Annotated in this window: 19 protein-coding genes; 11 read left to right on the top strand and 8 right to left on the bottom strand. The window is 55.8% G+C overall.

Annotation, left to right across the window (positions count from 1 at the left end; all coding sequences use genetic code 11):
• Window positions 1-79 precede the first annotated feature (79 nt).
• Window positions 80-913, top strand: coding sequence for an AraC family transcriptional regulator (locus tag ACXAET_RS09855; protein ID WP_475184143.1), 834 nt, complete (start codon window positions 80-82; stop codon window positions 911-913).
• A 1-nt stretch (window position 914) separates the two neighbouring features.
• Here ACXAET_RS09855 and ACXAET_RS09850 read toward each other — a convergent pair whose 3' ends face one another.
• Window positions 915-1,511, bottom strand: a complete 597-nt coding sequence (locus ACXAET_RS09850; RefSeq protein WP_475184141.1) for a LysE family translocator — start codon at window positions 1,509-1,511, stop codon at window positions 915-917.
• A gap of 73 nt (window positions 1,512-1,584) precedes the next feature.
• On the opposite strand from ACXAET_RS09850, the gene ACXAET_RS09845 reads away from it, so the two are divergent.
• Together ACXAET_RS09845 and ACXAET_RS09840 are read left to right on the top strand one after the other, a co-directional pair.
• A complete protein-coding gene (locus ACXAET_RS09845) occupies window positions 1,585-2,037 on the top strand; it encodes an Lrp/AsnC family transcriptional regulator (protein WP_475184140.1) in 453 nt (150 codons plus the stop codon).
• A gap of 118 nt (window positions 2,038-2,155) precedes the next feature.
• The gene (locus tag ACXAET_RS09840; protein WP_475184138.1) at window positions 2,156-2,731 is read left to right on the top strand and encodes a PA14 domain-containing protein; all 576 of its coding nucleotides are present in this window, start codon (window positions 2,156-2,158) and stop codon (window positions 2,729-2,731) included.
• A 29-nt stretch (window positions 2,732-2,760) separates the two neighbouring features.
• Here the strand turns inward: ACXAET_RS09840 and ACXAET_RS09835 are convergent, their stop codons facing one another.
• A complete protein-coding gene (locus tag ACXAET_RS09835) occupies window positions 2,761-3,723 on the bottom strand; it encodes an L-malyl-CoA/beta-methylmalyl-CoA lyase (RefSeq protein ID WP_475184136.1) in 963 nt (320 codons plus the stop codon).
• 296 nt (window positions 3,724-4,019) lie between these two features.
• On the opposite strand from ACXAET_RS09835, the gene dgcN reads away from it, so the two are divergent.
• From dgcN to ACXAET_RS09820, 3 genes are all read left to right on the top strand, one after another.
• Window positions 4,020-5,021 (top strand): N-acetyltransferase DgcN, encoded by a 1,002-nt coding sequence (dgcN, locus tag ACXAET_RS09830; protein WP_475184134.1) that lies wholly within the window; start codon window positions 4,020-4,022, stop codon window positions 5,019-5,021.
• Window positions 5,022-5,084: 63 nt separating this feature from the next.
• Window positions 5,085-6,050, top strand: a complete 966-nt coding sequence (gene dgcA, locus ACXAET_RS09825) for an N-acetyl-D-Glu racemase DgcA (RefSeq protein WP_475184132.1) — start codon at window positions 5,085-5,087, stop codon at window positions 6,048-6,050.
• Window positions 6,051-6,060: 10 nt separating this feature from the next.
• Window positions 6,061-6,921 carry a D-amino-acid transaminase gene (locus ACXAET_RS09820; protein ID WP_475184130.1) on the top strand — a complete coding sequence of 287 codons (861 nt, stop codon included), beginning with the start codon at window positions 6,061-6,063 and terminating at the stop codon, window positions 6,919-6,921.
• 44 nt (window positions 6,922-6,965) lie between these two features.
• On the opposite strand, the gene ACXAET_RS09815 is transcribed toward ACXAET_RS09820, so the two are convergent.
• The 3 genes from ACXAET_RS09815 to ACXAET_RS09805 all read right to left on the bottom strand — a co-directional run bounded on the left by ACXAET_RS09815 (window position 6,966) and on the right by ACXAET_RS09805 (window position 8,411).
• Complete coding sequence (locus tag ACXAET_RS09815; RefSeq protein ID WP_475184128.1) at window positions 6,966-7,280, bottom strand: DUF1244 domain-containing protein; 315 nt, start codon at window positions 7,278-7,280, stop codon at window positions 6,966-6,968.
• A 77-nt stretch (window positions 7,281-7,357) separates the two neighbouring features.
• Complete coding sequence (locus ACXAET_RS09810) at window positions 7,358-7,597, bottom strand: DUF6868 family protein (RefSeq protein ID WP_475184127.1); 240 nt, start codon at window positions 7,595-7,597, stop codon at window positions 7,358-7,360.
• Between the two features lie 76 nt (window positions 7,598-7,673).
• Complete coding sequence (locus ACXAET_RS09805) at window positions 7,674-8,411, bottom strand: N-formylglutamate amidohydrolase (RefSeq protein ID WP_475184125.1); 738 nt, start codon at window positions 8,409-8,411, stop codon at window positions 7,674-7,676.
• Window positions 8,412-8,544: 133 nt separating this feature from the next.
• Between ACXAET_RS09805 and pyk the strand changes: the two genes are divergently transcribed.
• The 5 genes from pyk to rplT all read left to right on the top strand — a co-directional run bounded on the left by pyk (window position 8,545) and on the right by rplT (window position 12,990).
• Window positions 8,545-9,990 (top strand): pyruvate kinase, encoded by a 1,446-nt coding sequence (pyk, locus tag ACXAET_RS09800; RefSeq protein WP_475184123.1) that lies wholly within the window; start codon window positions 8,545-8,547, stop codon window positions 9,988-9,990.
• A 234-nt stretch (window positions 9,991-10,224) separates the two neighbouring features.
• Window positions 10,225-10,662, top strand: a complete 438-nt coding sequence (locus ACXAET_RS09795; RefSeq protein ID WP_224891753.1) for a universal stress protein — start codon at window positions 10,225-10,227, stop codon at window positions 10,660-10,662.
• Between the two features lie 14 nt (window positions 10,663-10,676).
• On the top strand, window positions 10,677-12,227 hold the full coding sequence (locus ACXAET_RS09790; RefSeq protein ID WP_475184120.1) for an alanine/glycine:cation symporter family protein: 1,551 nt from the start codon (window positions 10,677-10,679) through the stop codon (window positions 12,225-12,227).
• Window positions 12,228-12,409: 182 nt separating this feature from the next.
• Window positions 12,410-12,610 carry a 50S ribosomal protein L35 gene (gene rpmI / locus ACXAET_RS09785; RefSeq protein WP_010443552.1) on the top strand — a complete coding sequence of 67 codons (201 nt, stop codon included), beginning with the start codon at window positions 12,410-12,412 and terminating at the stop codon, window positions 12,608-12,610.
• Window positions 12,611-12,624: 14 nt separating this feature from the next.
• Complete coding sequence (gene rplT / locus ACXAET_RS09780) at window positions 12,625-12,990, top strand: 50S ribosomal protein L20 (protein WP_039523695.1); 366 nt, start codon at window positions 12,625-12,627, stop codon at window positions 12,988-12,990.
• Window positions 12,991-13,189: 199 nt separating this feature from the next.
• Here rplT and ACXAET_RS09775 read toward each other — a convergent pair whose 3' ends face one another.
• From ACXAET_RS09775 to ACXAET_RS09765, 3 genes are all read right to left on the bottom strand, one after another.
• Window positions 13,190-14,341: an acyltransferase family protein gene (locus ACXAET_RS09775; protein WP_475184118.1), complete on the bottom strand. Its 1,152-nt coding sequence runs from the start codon at window positions 14,339-14,341 to the stop codon at window positions 13,190-13,192.
• Between the two features lie 3 nt (window positions 14,342-14,344).
• Window positions 14,345-15,397: a hypothetical protein gene (locus tag ACXAET_RS09770; RefSeq protein WP_475184116.1), complete on the bottom strand. Its 1,053-nt coding sequence runs from the start codon at window positions 15,395-15,397 to the stop codon at window positions 14,345-14,347.
• A 249-nt stretch (window positions 15,398-15,646) separates the two neighbouring features.
• The gene (locus ACXAET_RS09765; RefSeq protein ID WP_475184115.1) at window positions 15,647-17,038 is read right to left on the bottom strand and encodes an aminotransferase family protein; all 1,392 of its coding nucleotides are present in this window, start codon (window positions 17,036-17,038) and stop codon (window positions 15,647-15,649) included.
• Window positions 17,039-17,208 lie beyond the last annotated feature (170 nt).

Here is a 17,208-nt window from a genome sequence, read left to right as displayed (position 1 = left end):
TCGCCCGGGATGCAACTCAGCAAGATTTGTGGGCCTGGAATATGCCACCACAGTTGGGCAAAGGAAGGAAGGGATGCAAATGGCAACCAGCTATGAAGATCGCATTCTGCGCGTGTTAGCCTATATCCACGATCACCCCGCCGGGGATCTGTCGCTGGATGCGTTGGCAGACATTGCTGCTATGTCCCGGTTTCACTGGCATCGCGTTTTTCGCGCCCTGACTGGTGAAACCTGCGCTCAGGCAGTGCGCCGGATACGGCTGCACCGCGCTGCCGTAGGCCTTGTGCAATCCGACATGCCGCTGACGCAGATCGCGTCTGATGTTGGCTATCCCAATCAAAACTCTTTTGCGCGGGCCTTTTCCGAGGCCTACGGCAGCAGCCCTGCTGCTTTTCGAAAGGCGGGCCAGTTTCTGCCCGCACATCCACGTTTCAAAACCGGAGATTACCCAATGTATCCAATAACAACCCGCACCGAGCCCTCTCGTCGATTGATCGCCCTGCCGCATAAAGGAGCCTACGCAGAGATTGGAAAAAGCTTTGAGACTTTCGGTGCCTTATGTGAGTCCCGCCGGTTGTGGCCCCAGATCGGAGTAATGATCGGTGTCTACTTCGATAGCCCCGAGACGGTGCCCGTTGAAGACTTGCGCAGTTATGCCGGGGCTGAATTTCGGGGCCAGGAAGCTCCCGAAGGATTGGAGACCGTTAAAATGGCTGGCGGCAAAACGGCAATATTGACGTTCAAAGGCCCGTATTCGGGGCTTGAGGCCGCTTATCATAGTCTGTTTGGGAATTGGTTGCCGGATTCCGGTGAAGAACCAGCCGATCAGCCCTGCTATGAAATCTACCTGAACAACCCGCGTGACACCCCGCCTGAAGAACTGTTAACCGAAATCTGCCTGCCTTTGAGGTAGCTCAGTTCGGCAATACAACGGGATAGAGCGAGGCGACAAGCAAGGCGGCCATTGTCCAGTTGAAAGCCACCAACCGGCGCGGGTTCGTCAAGACCCGCGCCATCTGTTGCCCAAGCACAGTCCATGTGCTGACCGACGGCAGGTTCACTGCGCCAAAAACCACGGCCACAACAAAAATAGCCTGCAGCGTGTGATCCGGCGTATAGGCCGTGGTGGCAGTCAGCGCCATTGCCCATGCCTTAGGGTTAACCCACTGAAACGCAGCAGCTTGCAGAAAGGTCATAGGGTGGCCTGTTGTATCCGCGCCGCTTGCGGGGGCCGCATGCGCAATCTTCCATGCCAGGTACAGCAGGTAGACAACTGATACGACCTTAAGCACTGTGTAACTAACCGGATACCGGTCGAACATTTGCGCCAGTCCGGCACCGATCAGCAGGACCATGAAGCTGAACCCCAAACCGATACCCAGCATATGCGGGATCGTCCGACGGAAGCCGAAATTGGCACCAGACGCCATCAGCATCAGGTTGTTCGGCCCCGGTGTTATGGAAGAGACAAAAGCAAAGGCGATCAGGGCCAGGAGGATATCGTAGGTCATAACACGAATAATCACCCCTCGTCGGCCAAATGAAATTGCGTTTTCTTGCGCAATGACGATAAGTTCGCAACTAATGGCGAATATTGATCAAATTAATCACCAAATATTGCATGAACTTGCGCGTGACGGGCGTATCAGCAACCTTGAACTTGCGGATCGTGTGGGCTTGTCGCCGTCGGCCTGTTTGCGCCGGGTGCAGGAGCTTGAGCGTACAGGCGTGATCTCGGGCTATCGCGCGGTGCTGAACCCTGCCGCGTTGGGCGTGGGGTTCGTGGCCTATATTGGCGTTGGTCTGGGGGAGCATACCAAGGCCGCGCAGGAGGGGTTCGAACGTGCGTTGCAGCGTGCGCCGGAAGTGGTCGAATGCCACAACATCACCGGAACCATTGAATATCTGCTGCGCGTGGAGTGTGCTGATCTTCCCGCCTATAAAACCTTTCATACGGATGTGCTGGGTACGCTACCGCACGTGACCTCAATCACGTCGTATGTGGTGATGGACTCGCCAAAGGATATGCGGGCGTGAGGGCAGGGAGTGCAGGCTTATACCGACTTGCGGGCAAAATCCTCAGGTCGTACTGTCATCCCAAAGGGCTCGCAATAGGGGGACAAACCCCACCGTGGCCACACACAGGGAGGTTACCATGACACTTATTAGGTCCGCAGTGATTGCCACAGCCATGGCGTTGATGGCCGGGGCAGTTTTTTCCGCGCCGCTCAAACTGCAACCCGCCAATCCGCAACCTAGCCCAAAAGCCGGGTTGGATGTGAAGTACATCGGAAAGGGAACGCAGCGAAAAATCCGCGATCTAAGCCAGGCAAAGAGCCTTTTGGCTGACGCTAAGCCGGGGCAACCGCTGATTGGGCTGGACTACAGGGACACCAACAAGGGTGAGCCGGTCCTGACCTTCACTGACCCCTACAATGTCGCGGCAGAGATTACCGGTTACATGAAATTCGACTCCGCCGGGGTCTATGAAATTGAAACCTGGTCGAATGACGGGATCGAAGCATGGGTCGGTGGCCAGCAGATTGGCCTTGTCCGGGGCATTCAGGGGTGCGAAGCCAATCAAAGAACCGAGGTCGAGGTGCCGCAGGCCGGATGGTACCCGCTGAAAATATACTATTTTCAAAAGCTTGGAACGTCCTGCCTGATGATGAAGTCGGGCAAGAAAGGTGAACGCTTTACCTGGACACCAAACAACGTCTTCGGGCGTTAGAAGCAAGGCGCCCCGCAGGGCGCCTTTTTTCATCCATTTGCAGCAATCAGTTCGGCCTGTGCGACGATCACCTCGGCCTGCTTGATCGATGCGATATCGACCAGACGTCCTTTGTAGACGGTGGCACCTTCACCATTGGCCTTTGCCTGTTCCATTGCAGCGAGAATTTCGCGTGCTTCGGACACGGCCTCGTCCGATGGAGTGAAAACCTGATTAGCCAAGGCGATCTGTTTGGGGTGGATCGCCCATTTGCCGACCATGCCCAACGTGGCCGAACGTTTCGCCTGGGCGATATAGCCTTCATCATCCGAAAAGTCGCCAAACGGCCCGTCGACTGGCAGTACACCATGGGTCCGGCAAGCGGCGACGATGGCGGCTTGCGCCCAGTGCCATGGGTCGGACCAGTGTTTTTCACCTTCGCGCAGCATGTAGTAGTTCTCTTGCGTTCCGCCGATCCCGGTGGTCTGCATCCCCATCGAAGCCGCAAAATCAGCCGCACCGAGACTCATCGCCTGCATTCGGGGGGATGAGGCCGCGATTTCCTCGACATGGGCGATACCGGCGGCGGATTCGATGATGACCTCGAAGCTGATCGGCTTGGTCCGACCTTTGGCGCGTTCGATCGCGGTGACAAGCGCGTCAACCGCGTAGACATCCGCTGCGCAGCCGACCTTGGGTATCATGATCTGATCCAGACGGTCACCAGCCTGTTCCAGCAGGTCCACCACATCCCGGTACCAATAGGGCGTGTCGAGTCCGTTGATCCGCACCGACATGTACTTGGTACCCCAATCGACGTTGTTCAGTGCCTCGATCACGTTGGCGCGGGCGATGTCCTTGTCCGAAGGGGCGACCGAATCCTCAAGGTCCAGGTTGATCACATCCGCAGCCGATGCTGCCATTTTCGGAAACAGCTTGGTGTTGGATCCCGGCCCGAACAACTGGCAACGGTTGGGGCGCGCAGGTGCGGCGGGTTGAAGGCGAAAACTCATCTGGACCTCTTCCGGGACATGAAATTACAATTTTTTCACTCATTGAGGTATTAAATTGCGCGACCATGCGCAAGCGCCTATATGCAAGTGCGGCAATGCAACTGCAGCATTATCGGCAAAGTGAGTGTTTGACTGGTGATTAAAGATTAATCGCTCTGAAAACTTGAGAGAAAATTTCAAAAGGCTCAAATCTGACGCAAAATTTTCCTGCGTGACCCGGTGATGACAGAGGAAAACGCGAAACACTCGTCGGGTATGTCCCATAGGTTGCGATGGAAACAAAGGAGCAAACCGCGATGATCGAGACACCGTACCTGCTGTTTTTAGGCGATGCGCCCGACCAATTGGCGGCCAAAGTGGCAATTGGCATCAAGGACTGGCGTCCCGAAAATGCCGTTGGCCAATACAGAATGGACGGCTGCAAGGCTGATCTGGGTCTGACGGACATGTCGTTGACCGAAGCAAAAGAGGCCGGGGCAAAGACCCTAGTCATAGGTGTGGCCAATCGTGGCGGGGTCATCAGCCAGGAATGGAAAAAGGTTCTGGTGATGGCGTTGGAGGAGGGGTTCGATCTTGCCTCTGGCCTGCACAACCTGCTGCGCGATGAGCCCGATCTGGTTGCCGTGGCCGAGGCGACCGGCCGCAAGCTGCATGATGTTCGCGTTCCCGAAGTGGACTATCCGATTGCAAACGGCATCAAGCGCAAGGGCAAGCGTTGCCTTGGCGTTGGCACCGATTGCTCGGTCGGCAAGATGTACACGGCAATGGCGATGGATGCCGAGATGCGCAAGCGCGGCATGAAATCCACGTTCCGTGCCACGGGTCAGACCGGCATCCTGATCACCGGCGACGGTGTCCCGCTGGATGCTGTGATCGCGGATTTTATGGCTGGCTCGATTGAGTGGCTGACACCGGACAATGACGACGACCACTGGGACCTGATCGAAGGGCAGGGCTCGTTGTTCCACGTGTCGTTTTCGGGCGTGACCATGGCGCTGGTTCATGGCGGTCAGCCGGATGCGCTGATCCTGTGTCATGAGCCGACGCGAGAGCACATGCGCGGCCTGCCGACCTACCAACTGCCGTCACTGGAGGCGCTGCGCGACACCGCGCTAGAGTTGGCGAAAGTCGCCAACCCGGACTGTCAGGTCGTCGGCATCTCGGTTAACACTCAGCACATGAGCGACGAGGACGCGACCGCCTATCTGTCCAAGCTGGAATCGAACATGGGTTTGCCTGCGACCGATCCATTCCGCTTCGGGGCGGGCAAACTGGTCGACGCGCTGGCTGCGATGTGATGAAAAGGCCCAGCCCGACATGTGTCTGGCGATCCTTTGAGGGAATCATGAGGGAGCAGTTGTGTGAAGATTGATGTCACGCGTGATGTGTTCCGGCTGGCGCAGGTCTTTACGATCTCGCGCGGGTCGCGGACCGAAGCGAAGGTGCTGACCGTGCGAGTCTCAGATGGTGTGCATCAGGGGTGGGGTGAATGTGTTCCCTATGCGCGCTACGATGAAACGCTCGGGTCTGTCGAGGCCGAGATCGCAGGTTTGCCCGAAGAATTCACTCGCCAATCGCTGATGGATCTTCTGCCCGCTGGAGCCGCCAGGAATGCAGTGGATTGTGCGTTGTGGGATCTGGAATGCAAACGCGCGGGTAAGCGGGTGTGGGAACTGGCTGACCTGCCGGTGCCCGGCCCGGAGACAACTGCTTATACCCTGTCGCTGGACACGCCCAAGGCGATGCAGGCTCAGGCTGCAGCAAATGCAGATCGTCCCGTGCTAAAGATCAAGCTGGGCACACCGGACGACATGCCACGGCTCGAAGCCGTCCGCGCAGGCGCCCCCGGCGCCAAGATCATTATCGACGCCAATGAAGGCTGGTCGGCAGAGGTTTACGCCGATCTTGCGCCCCATCTTGTGCGGCTGGGTGTCGAACTGGTCGAGCAACCTTTGCCCGCAGGGGAAGATGACGCGTTGATCGGGATGGATCGCCCTGTGCCTGTCTGCGCCGACGAATCCTGCCACGACCGGGCAAGCTTGCCTGCTTTGAAGGGCAAATATGATGTGGTCAACATCAAGCTCGACAAGACTGGCGGCTTGACCGAGGCGCTGGCCCTGCGCAGTCAGGCGTTGGCCGAGGGCTATAAAGTGATGGTCGGATGCATGGTTGGCAGCTCCCTGGCCATGGCCCCTGCGACATTGTTGGCGCAGGGTGCGATGGTAACGGACCTTGACGGCCCGCTTCTGTTGGCCGAAGACCGCGACACCCCGCTGATTTTTGATGACGCCGGAGTGCATCCGCCAAGTGCGGCGCTCTGGGGCTGAGGAGACATACATGACCCGCACCGTTTACGTGAATGGTGAATACCTGCCCGAGACCGAGGCAAAAGTTTCGATCTTCGACCGCGGTTTCCTGATGGCCGATGCCGTTTACGAGGTCACCAGCGTTCTGGATGGCAAACTGATCGATTTCGATGGGCATGCGGTGCGCCTGAAGCGTTCGTTGAATGAGCTTCAGATGGCCGAACCCTGCAGCATGGATGAACTGCTGGCGGTTCACCGCAAGCTGGTGGAGCTGAACGGTATCGACGAGGGTCTTGTCTATTTACAGGTCACCCGCGGCAGCGACGGCGACCGGGATTTCGTGTTCCCACCTGCGGACACAAAGCCAACGATGGTTCTGTTCACTCAGAACAAACCGGGTCTGGCCGACAGCGCGGCGTCAAGAACGGGTGCCAAGATCATTTCGATCGACGATATCCGCTGGGGCCGCAGGGATATCAAGACAACGCAGTTGCTGTACCCCTCGCTTGGCAAGATGATGGCCAAAGCCGCCGGGTGTGACGACGCGTGGATGATCGAAGACGGCTATGTCACCGAAGGCACCAGCAACAATGCTTATTTCGTCAAGAACGGAAAAATCGTGACCCGTCCGCTGTCGAACGACATCCTGCATGGCATTACGCGTAAGGCTGTGCTGCGCATGGCAGCCGAGGCGCAGATGGAAATCGAAGAACGCCTCTTCACTATCGACGAAGCCAAAGAGGCCGATGAGGCCTTTACCACCTCTGCCAGCGCCTTTGTCATGCCTGTAATTGAAATTGACGGTGTCACGCTGGGTGACGGTGCGCCCGGCCCGATTGCCAAACGACTGCGCGAAATCTATTTGGACGAAAGCCGCAAGGCGGCGATCTAAAGAACAGGCCCGCCGGATCAGCGGGCCTTTTTTCTATCAGTGCTTCAGTCGGTTTTCCCGACATTCTCTTCAAATGCAACCTTAAAGGCGGCTTGCTTTTCCGGGCTGGCATCCGTTTGGTAATTGGCTTTCCAGTCATCCATGGTCATGCCATAGAAAATCTCGCGCGCTTCGTCTTTACCCATCTCGATGCCTTTTTCATTAGCAGCTTCTTGATACCAGCGGGACAGGCAGTTGCGGCAGAACCCAGTCAGATTCATCATGTCGATATTCTGCACGTCGGTACGATCTTCCATCAGGTGCTTTTGCAACCGGCGGAAGGCGGCGGCCTGAAGTTCAATTTCGGTTTGCTTGTCCATGGGCTGGCTCCGGGTGATTTTGCTAGGGTCTGCACCTGACCTAGCGGTCCGGCGGCGATGTTTCAACAAACAGCATGTCAGGCAAGCTTTAAGGCCAGCCAAGGCACGACGCAGAAGATCAGGGTCAGAATTTTATAGGTGGCAAGATATCGGAAATACGTTCGTCTTACATCGGAACGCTCCATCTGGAACATCCTGCCGTGAACATCTGCGATCCAATCGCGCATCAGCAAAATCATCACGGTGCTAAACAGCAGAACAGCGATGTTGAGCACGGCCATCCAACCAAAGAAAGAGGTTAGGTACTCTTGCGTCAAAGGAGCCTCCTTTGTTCTGATATCTGGGGAGCCTGGACCTGAATCTCAACAGTTCCGGCCTTGGCGGCACCTCGGCTTAAAGGCCGCTATCCGCCAAGGCGTCTTGCAGGATGACAGCAAGCCGCTCAGCCCAAGCGCGTTGTTGCGTATGGTCGGCGATCAGATCATTTCGCAGTTCGATCAAGGCATTCGGTCGCCCGTGGGCGGTGCAGTGCCGATCAATCGCATCCCCGGGCAGAACGCCTGTATAGGGTTCGTTGACGCCTACGCACAGATCGGGTTCAGCCTTTAGTCGGTTGACCAAAGGGCGCGAGAACCGTTCGTCCCGAGTGTGCAAAACCCCAACATGCCAAGGCCGTGGGTCGCGGCCGCGCAATTGGCGGGTGAAGGAATGCATTGAGACGATCACCGCGTGCGGCAGACCTGCCAGACGTTCCAGTTCCGCGTGGTAGGGGCGGTAGTACATGTTCAGACGCCGTTCACGCTCAACCGCATCGGCATGGCGATTGCCGGGGATGATCGAGCCGTCATAGAGTTTCATCAACAGGGTCGGGTCGTCTTCACCCCGGTTCGGATCAATCACGAGGCGTGAAAAATTGGCTGCGATCACAGGCGCATTCAAAATCTCGCCCAGATGCTTTGACACCTCATACGCACCCACGTCATAGGCAATGTGGCGCTCCATATCCTCGCGTGGCAGGCCAAGGTCTCCGCCATTGACTTCGGGTGGCACCGTGTTGGTAGCGTGGTCGCACGTGATGAGCCAACGCGAAGGGCGATCAGCCCCATGGATAAAAAACGGAGAATACGTCATAAGCCTGTCATCTTGTTTGTCGCAGGTTTAGGGCAGTTGCTTCGGAAAGGGAATTGCGCAATAAGCGGCCTTAACAAATGTTTGCGGTAACAATTTTGCAAAACCAAGAGACCACCCAAGGAGAGCACCGCTAATGCGACGCCTGAGAAATGTAAAAATCGTGGCGACGCTGGGACCGGCGTCCAATGACTATGACACCATTCGCGCCCTGCACGAGGCAGGGGCCGATGTGTTTCGCCTGAACATGAGCCACGGTAGCCACGACGAGATTCGGGAACGTCATCGGATCATTCGGAAGGTGGAAAAGGATCTCGACAGCCCAATTGCGATTCTGGCGGACCTTCAGGGACCTAAACTGCGTGTGGGTGTTTTTGCAAATGACGCGGAAGAATTGGAAGAGGGCGCTGTTTTCCGTCTCGACCTTGATCCGGCGCCGGGTGACGCGGGTCGTGTGTGCCTGCCGCACCCCGAGATTTTTGCAGCGCTGGAGCCGGGTGCGCGTCTGTTGGTCAACGACGGGAAAATCCGCCTGATCGTTCAGGACTGCGGCCATGACTTTGCCAGCTGCACGGTTGAGGTCGGCGGAACGATTTCGAACCGCAAAGGCGTGAATGTTCCGGATGTCGTATTGCCCTTGGCAGCGCTTTCGTCCAAGGACCGCGACGACCTTGAGTTTGTCTGCCAACTGGGTGTTGACTGGCTGGCGCTTAGCTTTGTTCAGCGCGCCAAGGACGTTTTCGAGGCCCGCGCGCTGGCTGATGGCCGCGCCTCGATCTTGTCCAAGATCGAAAAGCCAGCAGCGGTTGAGGCGTTTGACGACATCCTAGACGCATCGGACGGGATCATGGTTGCGCGGGGCGATCTGGGCGTTGAGTTGCCGGTCTCTGCCGTGCCTCCGATCCAGAAACGACTGGTCCGCAAGTGCAGAAGTGCCGCCAAGCCCGTTATCGTGGCCACTCAGATGCTGGAAAGCATGATCGAAAGCCCGATGCCCACACGGGCCGAGGTTTCGGACGTGGCGACCGCCATCTACGAGGGCACCGACGCCATCATGCTCAGCGCCGAGTCTGCGGCCGGTGCCTATCCGATTGAGGCCGTGCAAACCATGAACAAGGTCGCGATCGAGGTCGAGGCTGACCCGACCTACACGCAGATCATCGCGGCGTCCCGGACGGCACAGGGGACAACGATCGCAGACGGCATTGTGGCAGCGGCGCGCGAGATCGCGGAAAAGACCGACATCAAGGCGATTTGTTGCTTTACCCAAAGCGGCACCACGGCGTTGTTGACTGCGCGGGAAAGGCCCGGTGTGCCGATCATCGCAATGACGCCTGCCATCGGAACTGCGCGGCGTCTGTGTTTAAGCTGGGGATGTCATTGCGTGATGACGCCCGAGCTTGAGCGTTTCAAAGGCGCCGTGGTGAATGCTGCCCGCGCAGCCCGTGCCGGCGGGTTCGCGGCCGAGACCGACCAGATCGTGGTCACTGCCGGTGTGCCGTTCAACGTACCCGGAACGACCAATATTCTGCGCATCGCGCCATGCGATGAGCGCCTGATCTATAACACTGATCCGGGTTGATCCGGGTCAGTTTGGTTTGATGAATCTTGGCTGAGATTAAAATTTAGGCATAATAAAAACAATAATATCAATAAATTATGATGTTAGTGGGTGAATTCTTCAGATTTACCTCTATTTTTTGGCGTTTTTCCCCGATACTGACGCCATAGGGGCAGTCTACTCAACAAGTTCCAGGTTCCGGCTGCCCCGCCGGAGTGCGGGCTCCGGTATAATCTACAAAAACGGAGGAACGTCATGACAACCAAGATTGTCATTGGACTGGACGGGACAGAAACCGGGGAACGCGCAATCGCATTTGCCAAGGACTTGGCCGGGCGCATCAGCTCATGTGAGTTGCTTGTGGTTTATGTGATTGAATGGTCTCCATTCACTTTCCAGACACCCGAAGAAAACGCGCAGCGGCACAAGCGGCGCGAAGAAGAAATCGAACTGGCTACAACGCGCATCGTTACCCCTGCGGTGGACGCATTGAACGCCGCCGGTTTCACGGCGCATGGCATTGTACGTCATGGCGACGTCGCCGAGACGCTGAATGCAATCACGGTGGAAAATGGCGGCAACCAGATCGTCGTTGGGCGCGCCTCGGCAGACGGTTTCAAGAAACGTCTGTTTGGCAGTTCAACCCAGAATCTGGTGATGCACGCTGATGTACCCGTCACAGTCGTGAATTAAGGGGAGGGACAAGAATGACTATGTTTCGCAATCTGAGCCTTGCTGCCATCGCGTCCATGTTCGCCAGCCCCGTGCTCGCGCAAGACGCGGCGGGTCTGGACGATAGGATCAATCAGGCCTTCGCCGATTTCACCGGGCCGTTTGTCAGCTTTATCTTTGCCCCGTTTCCGGGCACCGGCTTTCCGTGGATCGTCGGGTGGCTGGTCGTCGCGGCAACCGTTTTTTCGCTGTACTTCGCTTTTGTTCAGTTCCGCTTTTTCGGTCACGCCATCAGCCTTGTAAAAGGCGATTATTCCGATCCGAATGACGCCGGAGAGGTCAGCCATTTCCAAGCTCTTGCCACGGCGCTGTCGGGCACTGTCGGTCTTGGCAATATCGCCGGTGTGGCAGTGGCTGTCGGCATTGGTGGACCAGGTGCCACCTTTTGGATGATCGTCGCGGGCCTGCTGGGCATGGCGTCGAAATTCACCGAATGTACGTTGGGTGTTAAGTACCGCAACGAATATGAAGACGGCACCGTTTCGGGCGGACCGATGTATTACATGTCCAAAGGCTTTAATGAGCTGGGCTTGCCGGGCGGCAAGATTCTGGCCGTCCTGTTCTCGATCTTCTGTATCCTTGGCGCGCTCGGCGGCGGCAATATGTTCCAGGCGAACCAGGCGCATCAGCAGATTGCTGGCATAGTTGGAGATTTTCCCGGCTGGATCACTGGTCTGGTTTTTGCGGCTATCGTCTTTGCGGTGATCGTAGGTGGTTTGAAATCCATCGCGCGTGTTACTGAAAAAGTCGTGCCGTTCATGGGCATCATGTATGTGTTGGCCGCGCTGGTGATCATCATCATGCACGCTGATCAGATCGGGTGGGCATTCGGTCAAATTTTCGAAGGTGCCTTCACAGGTTTGGGAGTTGCTGGCGGCATGGTCGGCGCACTGATCCAGGGTTTCCGTCGCGCGGCGTTTTCGAACGAGGCGGGCGTTGGCTCAGCAGCTATTGCACACTCGGCCGTTCGGACCAAAGAGCCGATCACCGAAGGGTTCGTGTCACTGCTGGAACCGTTCATCGACACGGTGGTGATCTGTACGATGACGGCACTGGTGATCATCATAACGCAACAGTTGATCGTTGATCCGGAAACCGGCAATTACATGCTGAACGAAGCGGGCAACGCGATTGCCACCGTCGATGGTAACTCAGGTGTTAGCCTGACCTCGGCCGCTTTTGCCAGCGCCTTTGGCTGGTTCCCCTATGTGCTGGCTGTCGCGGTCGTCTTGTTCGCATTTTCGACCATGATCAGTTGGTCTTACTATGGGCTGAAGGCCTGGACCTACCTGTTTGGCGAAGGTCATACCACCGAACTGGTGTTCAAGGTCATCTTCTGCGTCTTCGTGGTTATTGGTGCGGCGGCCAACCTTGGTCCGGTGATCGATTTCTCGGATGCGGCGATCTTTGCAATGGCGGTTGTGAACGTCTTTGCGCTCTACTTCCTGATGAAAGTGGTGCGGCAAGAGCTGGCCAGCTATGCAGCGCGGCTGAAAAGCGGCGAGATCCGCAAATTCAGCCACTAGAACAATCTACCGGGGCAGCCATGGTTGCCCCGGTGCCTGACCGCAGTGCGAAAAGCGCAGATTCCGGTCGAAACCCCCTTGCCAGTATGAACGAACTTGCGTAAACGGCGCATCTGATCGCGTGACCGGCCGAGATGGCATGCCGAGTCGCGTTTTGTACCGAACCCTGAAAGGAGACGGAAATGCCTAAGATGAAGACAAAGTCGAGCGCCAAGAAGCGCTTTAAGGTGACTGCAACCGGTAAGGTCCTTGCTGGCCAGGCCGGCAAACGGCACGGCATGATCAAGCGGACCAAGAAGTTCATCCGCGATGCCCGTGGCAACACCACACTGTCCGCCCCCGACGCAAAGATCGTCAAGGGCTACATGCCCTACGACCGCTAAGAGGAGATTAAGAGATGTCCCGCGTTAAAGGTGGAACCGTAACTCACGCCCGTCACAAGAAGATCATCAAAGCCGCAAAAGGCTATTATGGTCGCCGTAAAAGCAACTTCAAAGTTGCGACACAGGCCGTCGACAAGGCAAACCAATACGCAACTCGTGACCGCAAGAACCGCAAGCGCAATTTCCGCGCACTGTGGATCCAGCGGATCAACGCAGCTGTGCGTAGTCATGACGAGGCTCTGACATATTCCCGCTTCATTAACGGCCTGAACCTGGCCGGTATCGAAGTAGACCGCAAAGTTCTGGCAGATTTGGCCGTGCACGAACCGGAAGCGTTCGGCGCGATCGTCGCCAAAGCACAGGCCGCCCTGGCTGCCTGATCCTCTGAAAAGAGACAGTGAAAGAAGGGCCGTCCCGATTGGGGGCGGCTTTTTTTGTTCGATTTCGATTGGTTCAAACAAGGCCCAAGTTCGGCTATCTGAGGCCAATTTGTGGCTGCATGTTTAAAATGTTTTGCGTATTGGGCTCCGACGAAATCGTTTCTCAGAGCAGCGACGCCAGCGGGAGAAGTCCAAGCCGCTACTGGGCGGGTGCAGGCCGCAAAGAGCTTCTTCGACCCATGCAAGGGTTCTCGACGAAAACCAGCAAGACCAGAGCGTGTGCGAGGCTTACGCCTACATAAAACACCCAAAATCCAAGTTCGCCGAGATCAAGACACTTGGTCAGGAAAATGCTCAGTGGGATCAGCGGAAAATGCACCAGGTAAAGCGAATAGCTGATCCTTGCGCCAATGCGAAACAGGGGTTCAAAACGGGTCTTGACGGATTTCATGCCAATTGCCGACACCAAAAGCACCGAAAAAATCAGAGTTAAGACCATGGGTTGAACAGCAGCATCCCATAAATCAATGTGGTCTAGAAACTCCTTAGAACCCAAAAACAGCAAGAGAACAGCGAAGGCGGAGCAGAAGGTTAATGAGTTTGCTTTTGCAGTCATGTTCAGTGCGCGACGCTGCTGCAAGATGGCTATTAGGAAGCCTAGGGCAAAGGGCTCCAAGCATGCGTAGAAAGGACTGCGCAATGTACGCCAGAAGGTATGGTAGTCGGGGATGTCGCTGGACGTGAAGATTAACCATCTTAGTGCTGGTGCGAAAAGAGCTGCCAAGATGCCGATGTAGATCACAGGCCGCCAACTCGGTAAGTGACGCAATGCTAAAAGCAGGACCGGAATGGCGGCATAGAATTTGGCTTCCACGCCCAAGGACCAAAACACGACATTGATGTCACTTGGAAAAATATCCTGCATAAAGAGCAAATGGTATGCAGTGCGCCAAGTCAGGTTTTCTTGAGAAACCTGAAAGAATGGAAAATACCCAGCTAAAACAAGGCCAAGGACACAGAAATACGCGGGTACGATTCTACGGATGCGCTTTGTTGCGTAGGCCCAAAAGTCGATTTTGCCGCGCTTGCTGTATTCTCGCAGTAACCCCGATGTGACCAGATAGCCACTTAGCAAAAAGAAAAGGTCCACGCCCGCCCAGCCGTTGATACTGATTACTTCGAGGATCGTGGCGTCTGACCCAATATAAAAAACACGCTGGCCATGCCGAAGGACGACCAGCGCTATCGCAACAGTTCTCAGGCAGTCCAGCCACGTGTTGTCAGATGGGTTGGGCGCAAAAGCGCTTGCCAATCTAGTTCTTATGCCAAGCGAGTTTTGCACCCAGGTCATGTTTCAGCTGTCAATTTGAAGCGTCTTCTGAAGCTTGGGCTTCCGCAACTTCCAGATTTTCGTGTCAATCAAATAGTGGTGAAAATTGACGATCTGATAGAGAACAATTGTTGCCGAAAGTCCGGCGAAGAACAGCCAGTCGATAGCTCTAAGTACACCCCAGTAAATGACACCTGTGATCGCCAGACACGTCAGCATGTAAAGCCACATACGTCCATTCTGCGAAATGTACGACAGAAACTTTGCATCCGGATCAATGCCCCCGCTGAACCTCTTATTGTTGTACATCCAGACAAACAGAATGTACTGCGCATTGTGCCAGATATTGATCATTAACCAGCCCAATGTGATGTCTCTGGTCCAGAGATATCCAAGATAAAATATGGCAAAATGCGACAGCATGTACATTGTGTATACCACCGCAAGCTTGCCATTCATCGCGGCGCGAACGCGGGCCAGCAGCCAATAGGCTAGCAGAGTGATCGCAACGTACCCGGATATCTCAGCTATCTGAGGCGGTACGGGAAACGACCATAGCTCCATCCCGATGAAGGTGGAGTGTTGTTCCGCAGATCGGCTGATGATGCCTAGAACAGGAACGGAGTAGAAAATGGCCTGATCCAACCAGCCGTCCTCATAGCTCGCATCCTTGTCTTTGCCACGATACGAGCGCGATATTCCCCAGCTCTGACGGGTATAGTGCCACCACTGCCAGTAAAAATAGATGGTCACAATGGTCCAAAGCCCGAAAATCCAGACGATGCCAAGAGTGCCAACTATAACAATGGGCAATAGCCCGACCATCAGGAATTTGTGCTCCTTAAAGCTCTCTTTATCGAAGCAGACACGCGTAAATGTCGAGATTACATGGTGGTAACCCAGAAACCACAAGTCAATTACAAGAATTGGATAGAACAGAGTTGGTTCCCAGAGGATCACTATGCCGGTCAGGAAGGACAATGCTACCAAGCCAACGATGAACACCATATCGAATTTTGCGTTTCTGAGCCAGGCTAGCTCTGAAAACACGTGGGTAGGTTGTTCCGAATACGCCATTTACACTGTCCTCAAAAATTCTTTTGGCCTGCAAAGCAGGACAAAATGGCATTAATTTGACGCTTGATCGCAGTGCGGCACCGATTGTGACGCTAATAGCGCCTTGGACGGCACACATCTTTTGGCCGGGGACAGTTATTCATGAAAACGTGGTGCCAGTTCTGATGGCGCCCGGTTCATCCTACTATGAATGTTCAACAAAAAAACCGGCGCTGTGAGCGCCGGTTTTCGTGGCTTTGGTAAAGTGCGTCAGTCGAACACACGACCCAGCGCACCATCGACTGCGTCGGTGATCTGGTCGATATCATCCGCCGTTGCGATCAGCGCGGGTGAGAAGCATAGCGTGTTGTTTTTACCGGGAACCGATCGGTTGGTTGCTCCGATGATCACACCCTGCGCCATGCAGTCGGCAACAACAGCCTGCGCCATCTTTTCGTCCACCGGTTCTTTTGTCGCACGATCCATCACCAGCTCAGCCCCAAGGAACAGGCCCTTGCCGCGAACGTCGCCGATGACCTTGTGTTTCTCCATCAGCGCCTGCAGGTTGCCGACCATTCGGTTACCCATATCGGTGCAGTTTTGCAGCAGGTTCTCATCCTGAATAATGCGCATATTCTCGATCGCCGCGGCCGGACCGGCGGTGCAACCGCCGAAGGTCGAGATGTCGCGGAAATAGTTCAGCGGGTCTGTCGCATCATCCTTGAACATGTCAAAGACTTCTTCGGTCGTCACCATGCAGGCAATCGCCGCATATCCTGAGGCAACGCCCTTGGCCATGGTCACGAAGTCGGGTTTGACGCCATAGTGTTGATAGCCGAACCAGGTGCCGGTGCGGCCCACGCCACAGACGACCTCATCAATATGCAGCAGGATATCGTATTTCTTGCAGATCTCCTGCACACGCTGCCAGTAGCCCTCGGGTGCTTCGATCACACCGCCGCCTGCTGTGACCGGCTCAAGGCATAGAGCACCGACGGTATCGGGACCTTCGCGCAGGATGACCTGTTCGATCTGATCTGCGGCCCATTCACCAAAGTTTTCTTCGGGCGCACCGTCCAGCTCGTGCTTGCGGTACTCCATGCAATGGGGCACGCGCACAAAGTCTGGCGCGAACGGTCCGTATTGTGCGTTGCGTTCATCCTGACCGCCTGCCGACATGGCGGCCAAGGTCGACCCATGATAATCGCGGTCACGGTACAGAATCTTGGTCTTTTTACCGCCATACCGCTTGTGTGCGATCTGACGAACCATCTTGAACGCCTTCTCGTTGGCCTCGGACCCCGAGTTCGTATAGTAGACGCGGCTCATCCCCGGCATTTTTTCGATCAGCATCTCGGCAAAGATAGATCCGGGGATCGAGCCAGCAGAGTTGGCGAAATAGCACAGCTTCATCAACTGGTCATAGACCGCCTTGCAGATCGATTCGCGGCCATAGCCCACGTTCACAGTCCAAACCCCGCCAGATACGGCGTCCAGATGCTCTTTGCCCTTCTGGTCCCAAACACGCATGCCCTTGCCTTCGACAATGATGCGGGGATCATTGGTTTCAAAGGGTTTATGCTGGATCAGGTGGTGCCAGACGTGGGCGCGGTCGGCTTCGACCACACGGGAAAGATCGTTTTCGTTGAACGTGCCGTCCATGACATGTCCTTTCAGTCAAATGCGGTGCGCGGAATGCGGGTACAACCCCGATCCGGCAGGTGTTTTCGATGGCACAGATCACCGCGAATGGCCTGCCGGAGATAGGGCCAGATTGCATCATCCCGTATAACCAGTCCATCCCTGCGCCGTATTAATACGGATTTGTCAGC

The sequence above is a fragment of the Ruegeria sp. AWH4_226 genome, assembly GCF_056159225.1.
The sequence above is the reverse complement of the archived record's forward strand: the minus strand, read 5'-3'. Positions and strand labels throughout refer to the sequence as shown.

Coding starts and splice junctions, on each gene's coding strand:
- ACXAET_RS09855 (WP_475184143.1), top strand. CDS start 80: ATGGCAACCAGCTATGAAGATCGCATTCTGCGCGTGTTAGCCTATATC.
- ACXAET_RS09850 (WP_475184141.1), bottom strand. CDS start 1,511: ATGACCTACGATATCCTCCTGGCCCTGATCGCCTTTGCTTTTGTCTCT.
- ACXAET_RS09845 (WP_475184140.1), top strand. CDS start 1,585: ATGGCGAATATTGATCAAATTAATCACCAAATATTGCATGAACTTGCG.
- ACXAET_RS09840 (WP_475184138.1), top strand. CDS start 2,156: ATGACACTTATTAGGTCCGCAGTGATTGCCACAGCCATGGCGTTGATG.
- ACXAET_RS09835 (WP_475184136.1), bottom strand. CDS start 3,723: ATGAGTTTTCGCCTTCAACCCGCCGCACCTGCGCGCCCCAACCGTTGC.
- dgcN (WP_475184134.1), top strand. CDS start 4,020: ATGATCGAGACACCGTACCTGCTGTTTTTAGGCGATGCGCCCGACCAA.
- ACXAET_RS09820 (WP_475184130.1), top strand. CDS start 6,061: ATGACCCGCACCGTTTACGTGAATGGTGAATACCTGCCCGAGACCGAG.
- ACXAET_RS09815 (WP_475184128.1), bottom strand. CDS start 7,280: ATGGACAAGCAAACCGAAATTGAACTTCAGGCCGCCGCCTTCCGCCGG.
- ACXAET_RS09805 (WP_475184125.1), bottom strand. CDS start 8,411: ATGACGTATTCTCCGTTTTTTATCCATGGGGCTGATCGCCCTTCGCGT.
- pyk (WP_475184123.1), top strand. CDS start 8,545: ATGCGACGCCTGAGAAATGTAAAAATCGTGGCGACGCTGGGACCGGCG.
- ACXAET_RS09795 (WP_224891753.1), top strand. CDS start 10,225: ATGACAACCAAGATTGTCATTGGACTGGACGGGACAGAAACCGGGGAA.
- ACXAET_RS09790 (WP_475184120.1), top strand. CDS start 10,677: ATGACTATGTTTCGCAATCTGAGCCTTGCTGCCATCGCGTCCATGTTC.
- rpmI (WP_010443552.1), top strand. CDS start 12,410: ATGCCTAAGATGAAGACAAAGTCGAGCGCCAAGAAGCGCTTTAAGGTG.
- rplT (WP_039523695.1), top strand. CDS start 12,625: ATGTCCCGCGTTAAAGGTGGAACCGTAACTCACGCCCGTCACAAGAAG.
- ACXAET_RS09775 (WP_475184118.1), bottom strand. CDS start 14,341: ATGACCTGGGTGCAAAACTCGCTTGGCATAAGAACTAGATTGGCAAGC.
- ACXAET_RS09770 (WP_475184116.1), bottom strand. CDS start 15,397: ATGGCGTATTCGGAACAACCTACCCACGTGTTTTCAGAGCTAGCCTGG.
- ACXAET_RS09765 (WP_475184115.1), bottom strand. CDS start 17,038: ATGGACGGCACGTTCAACGAAAACGATCTTTCCCGTGTGGTCGAAGCC.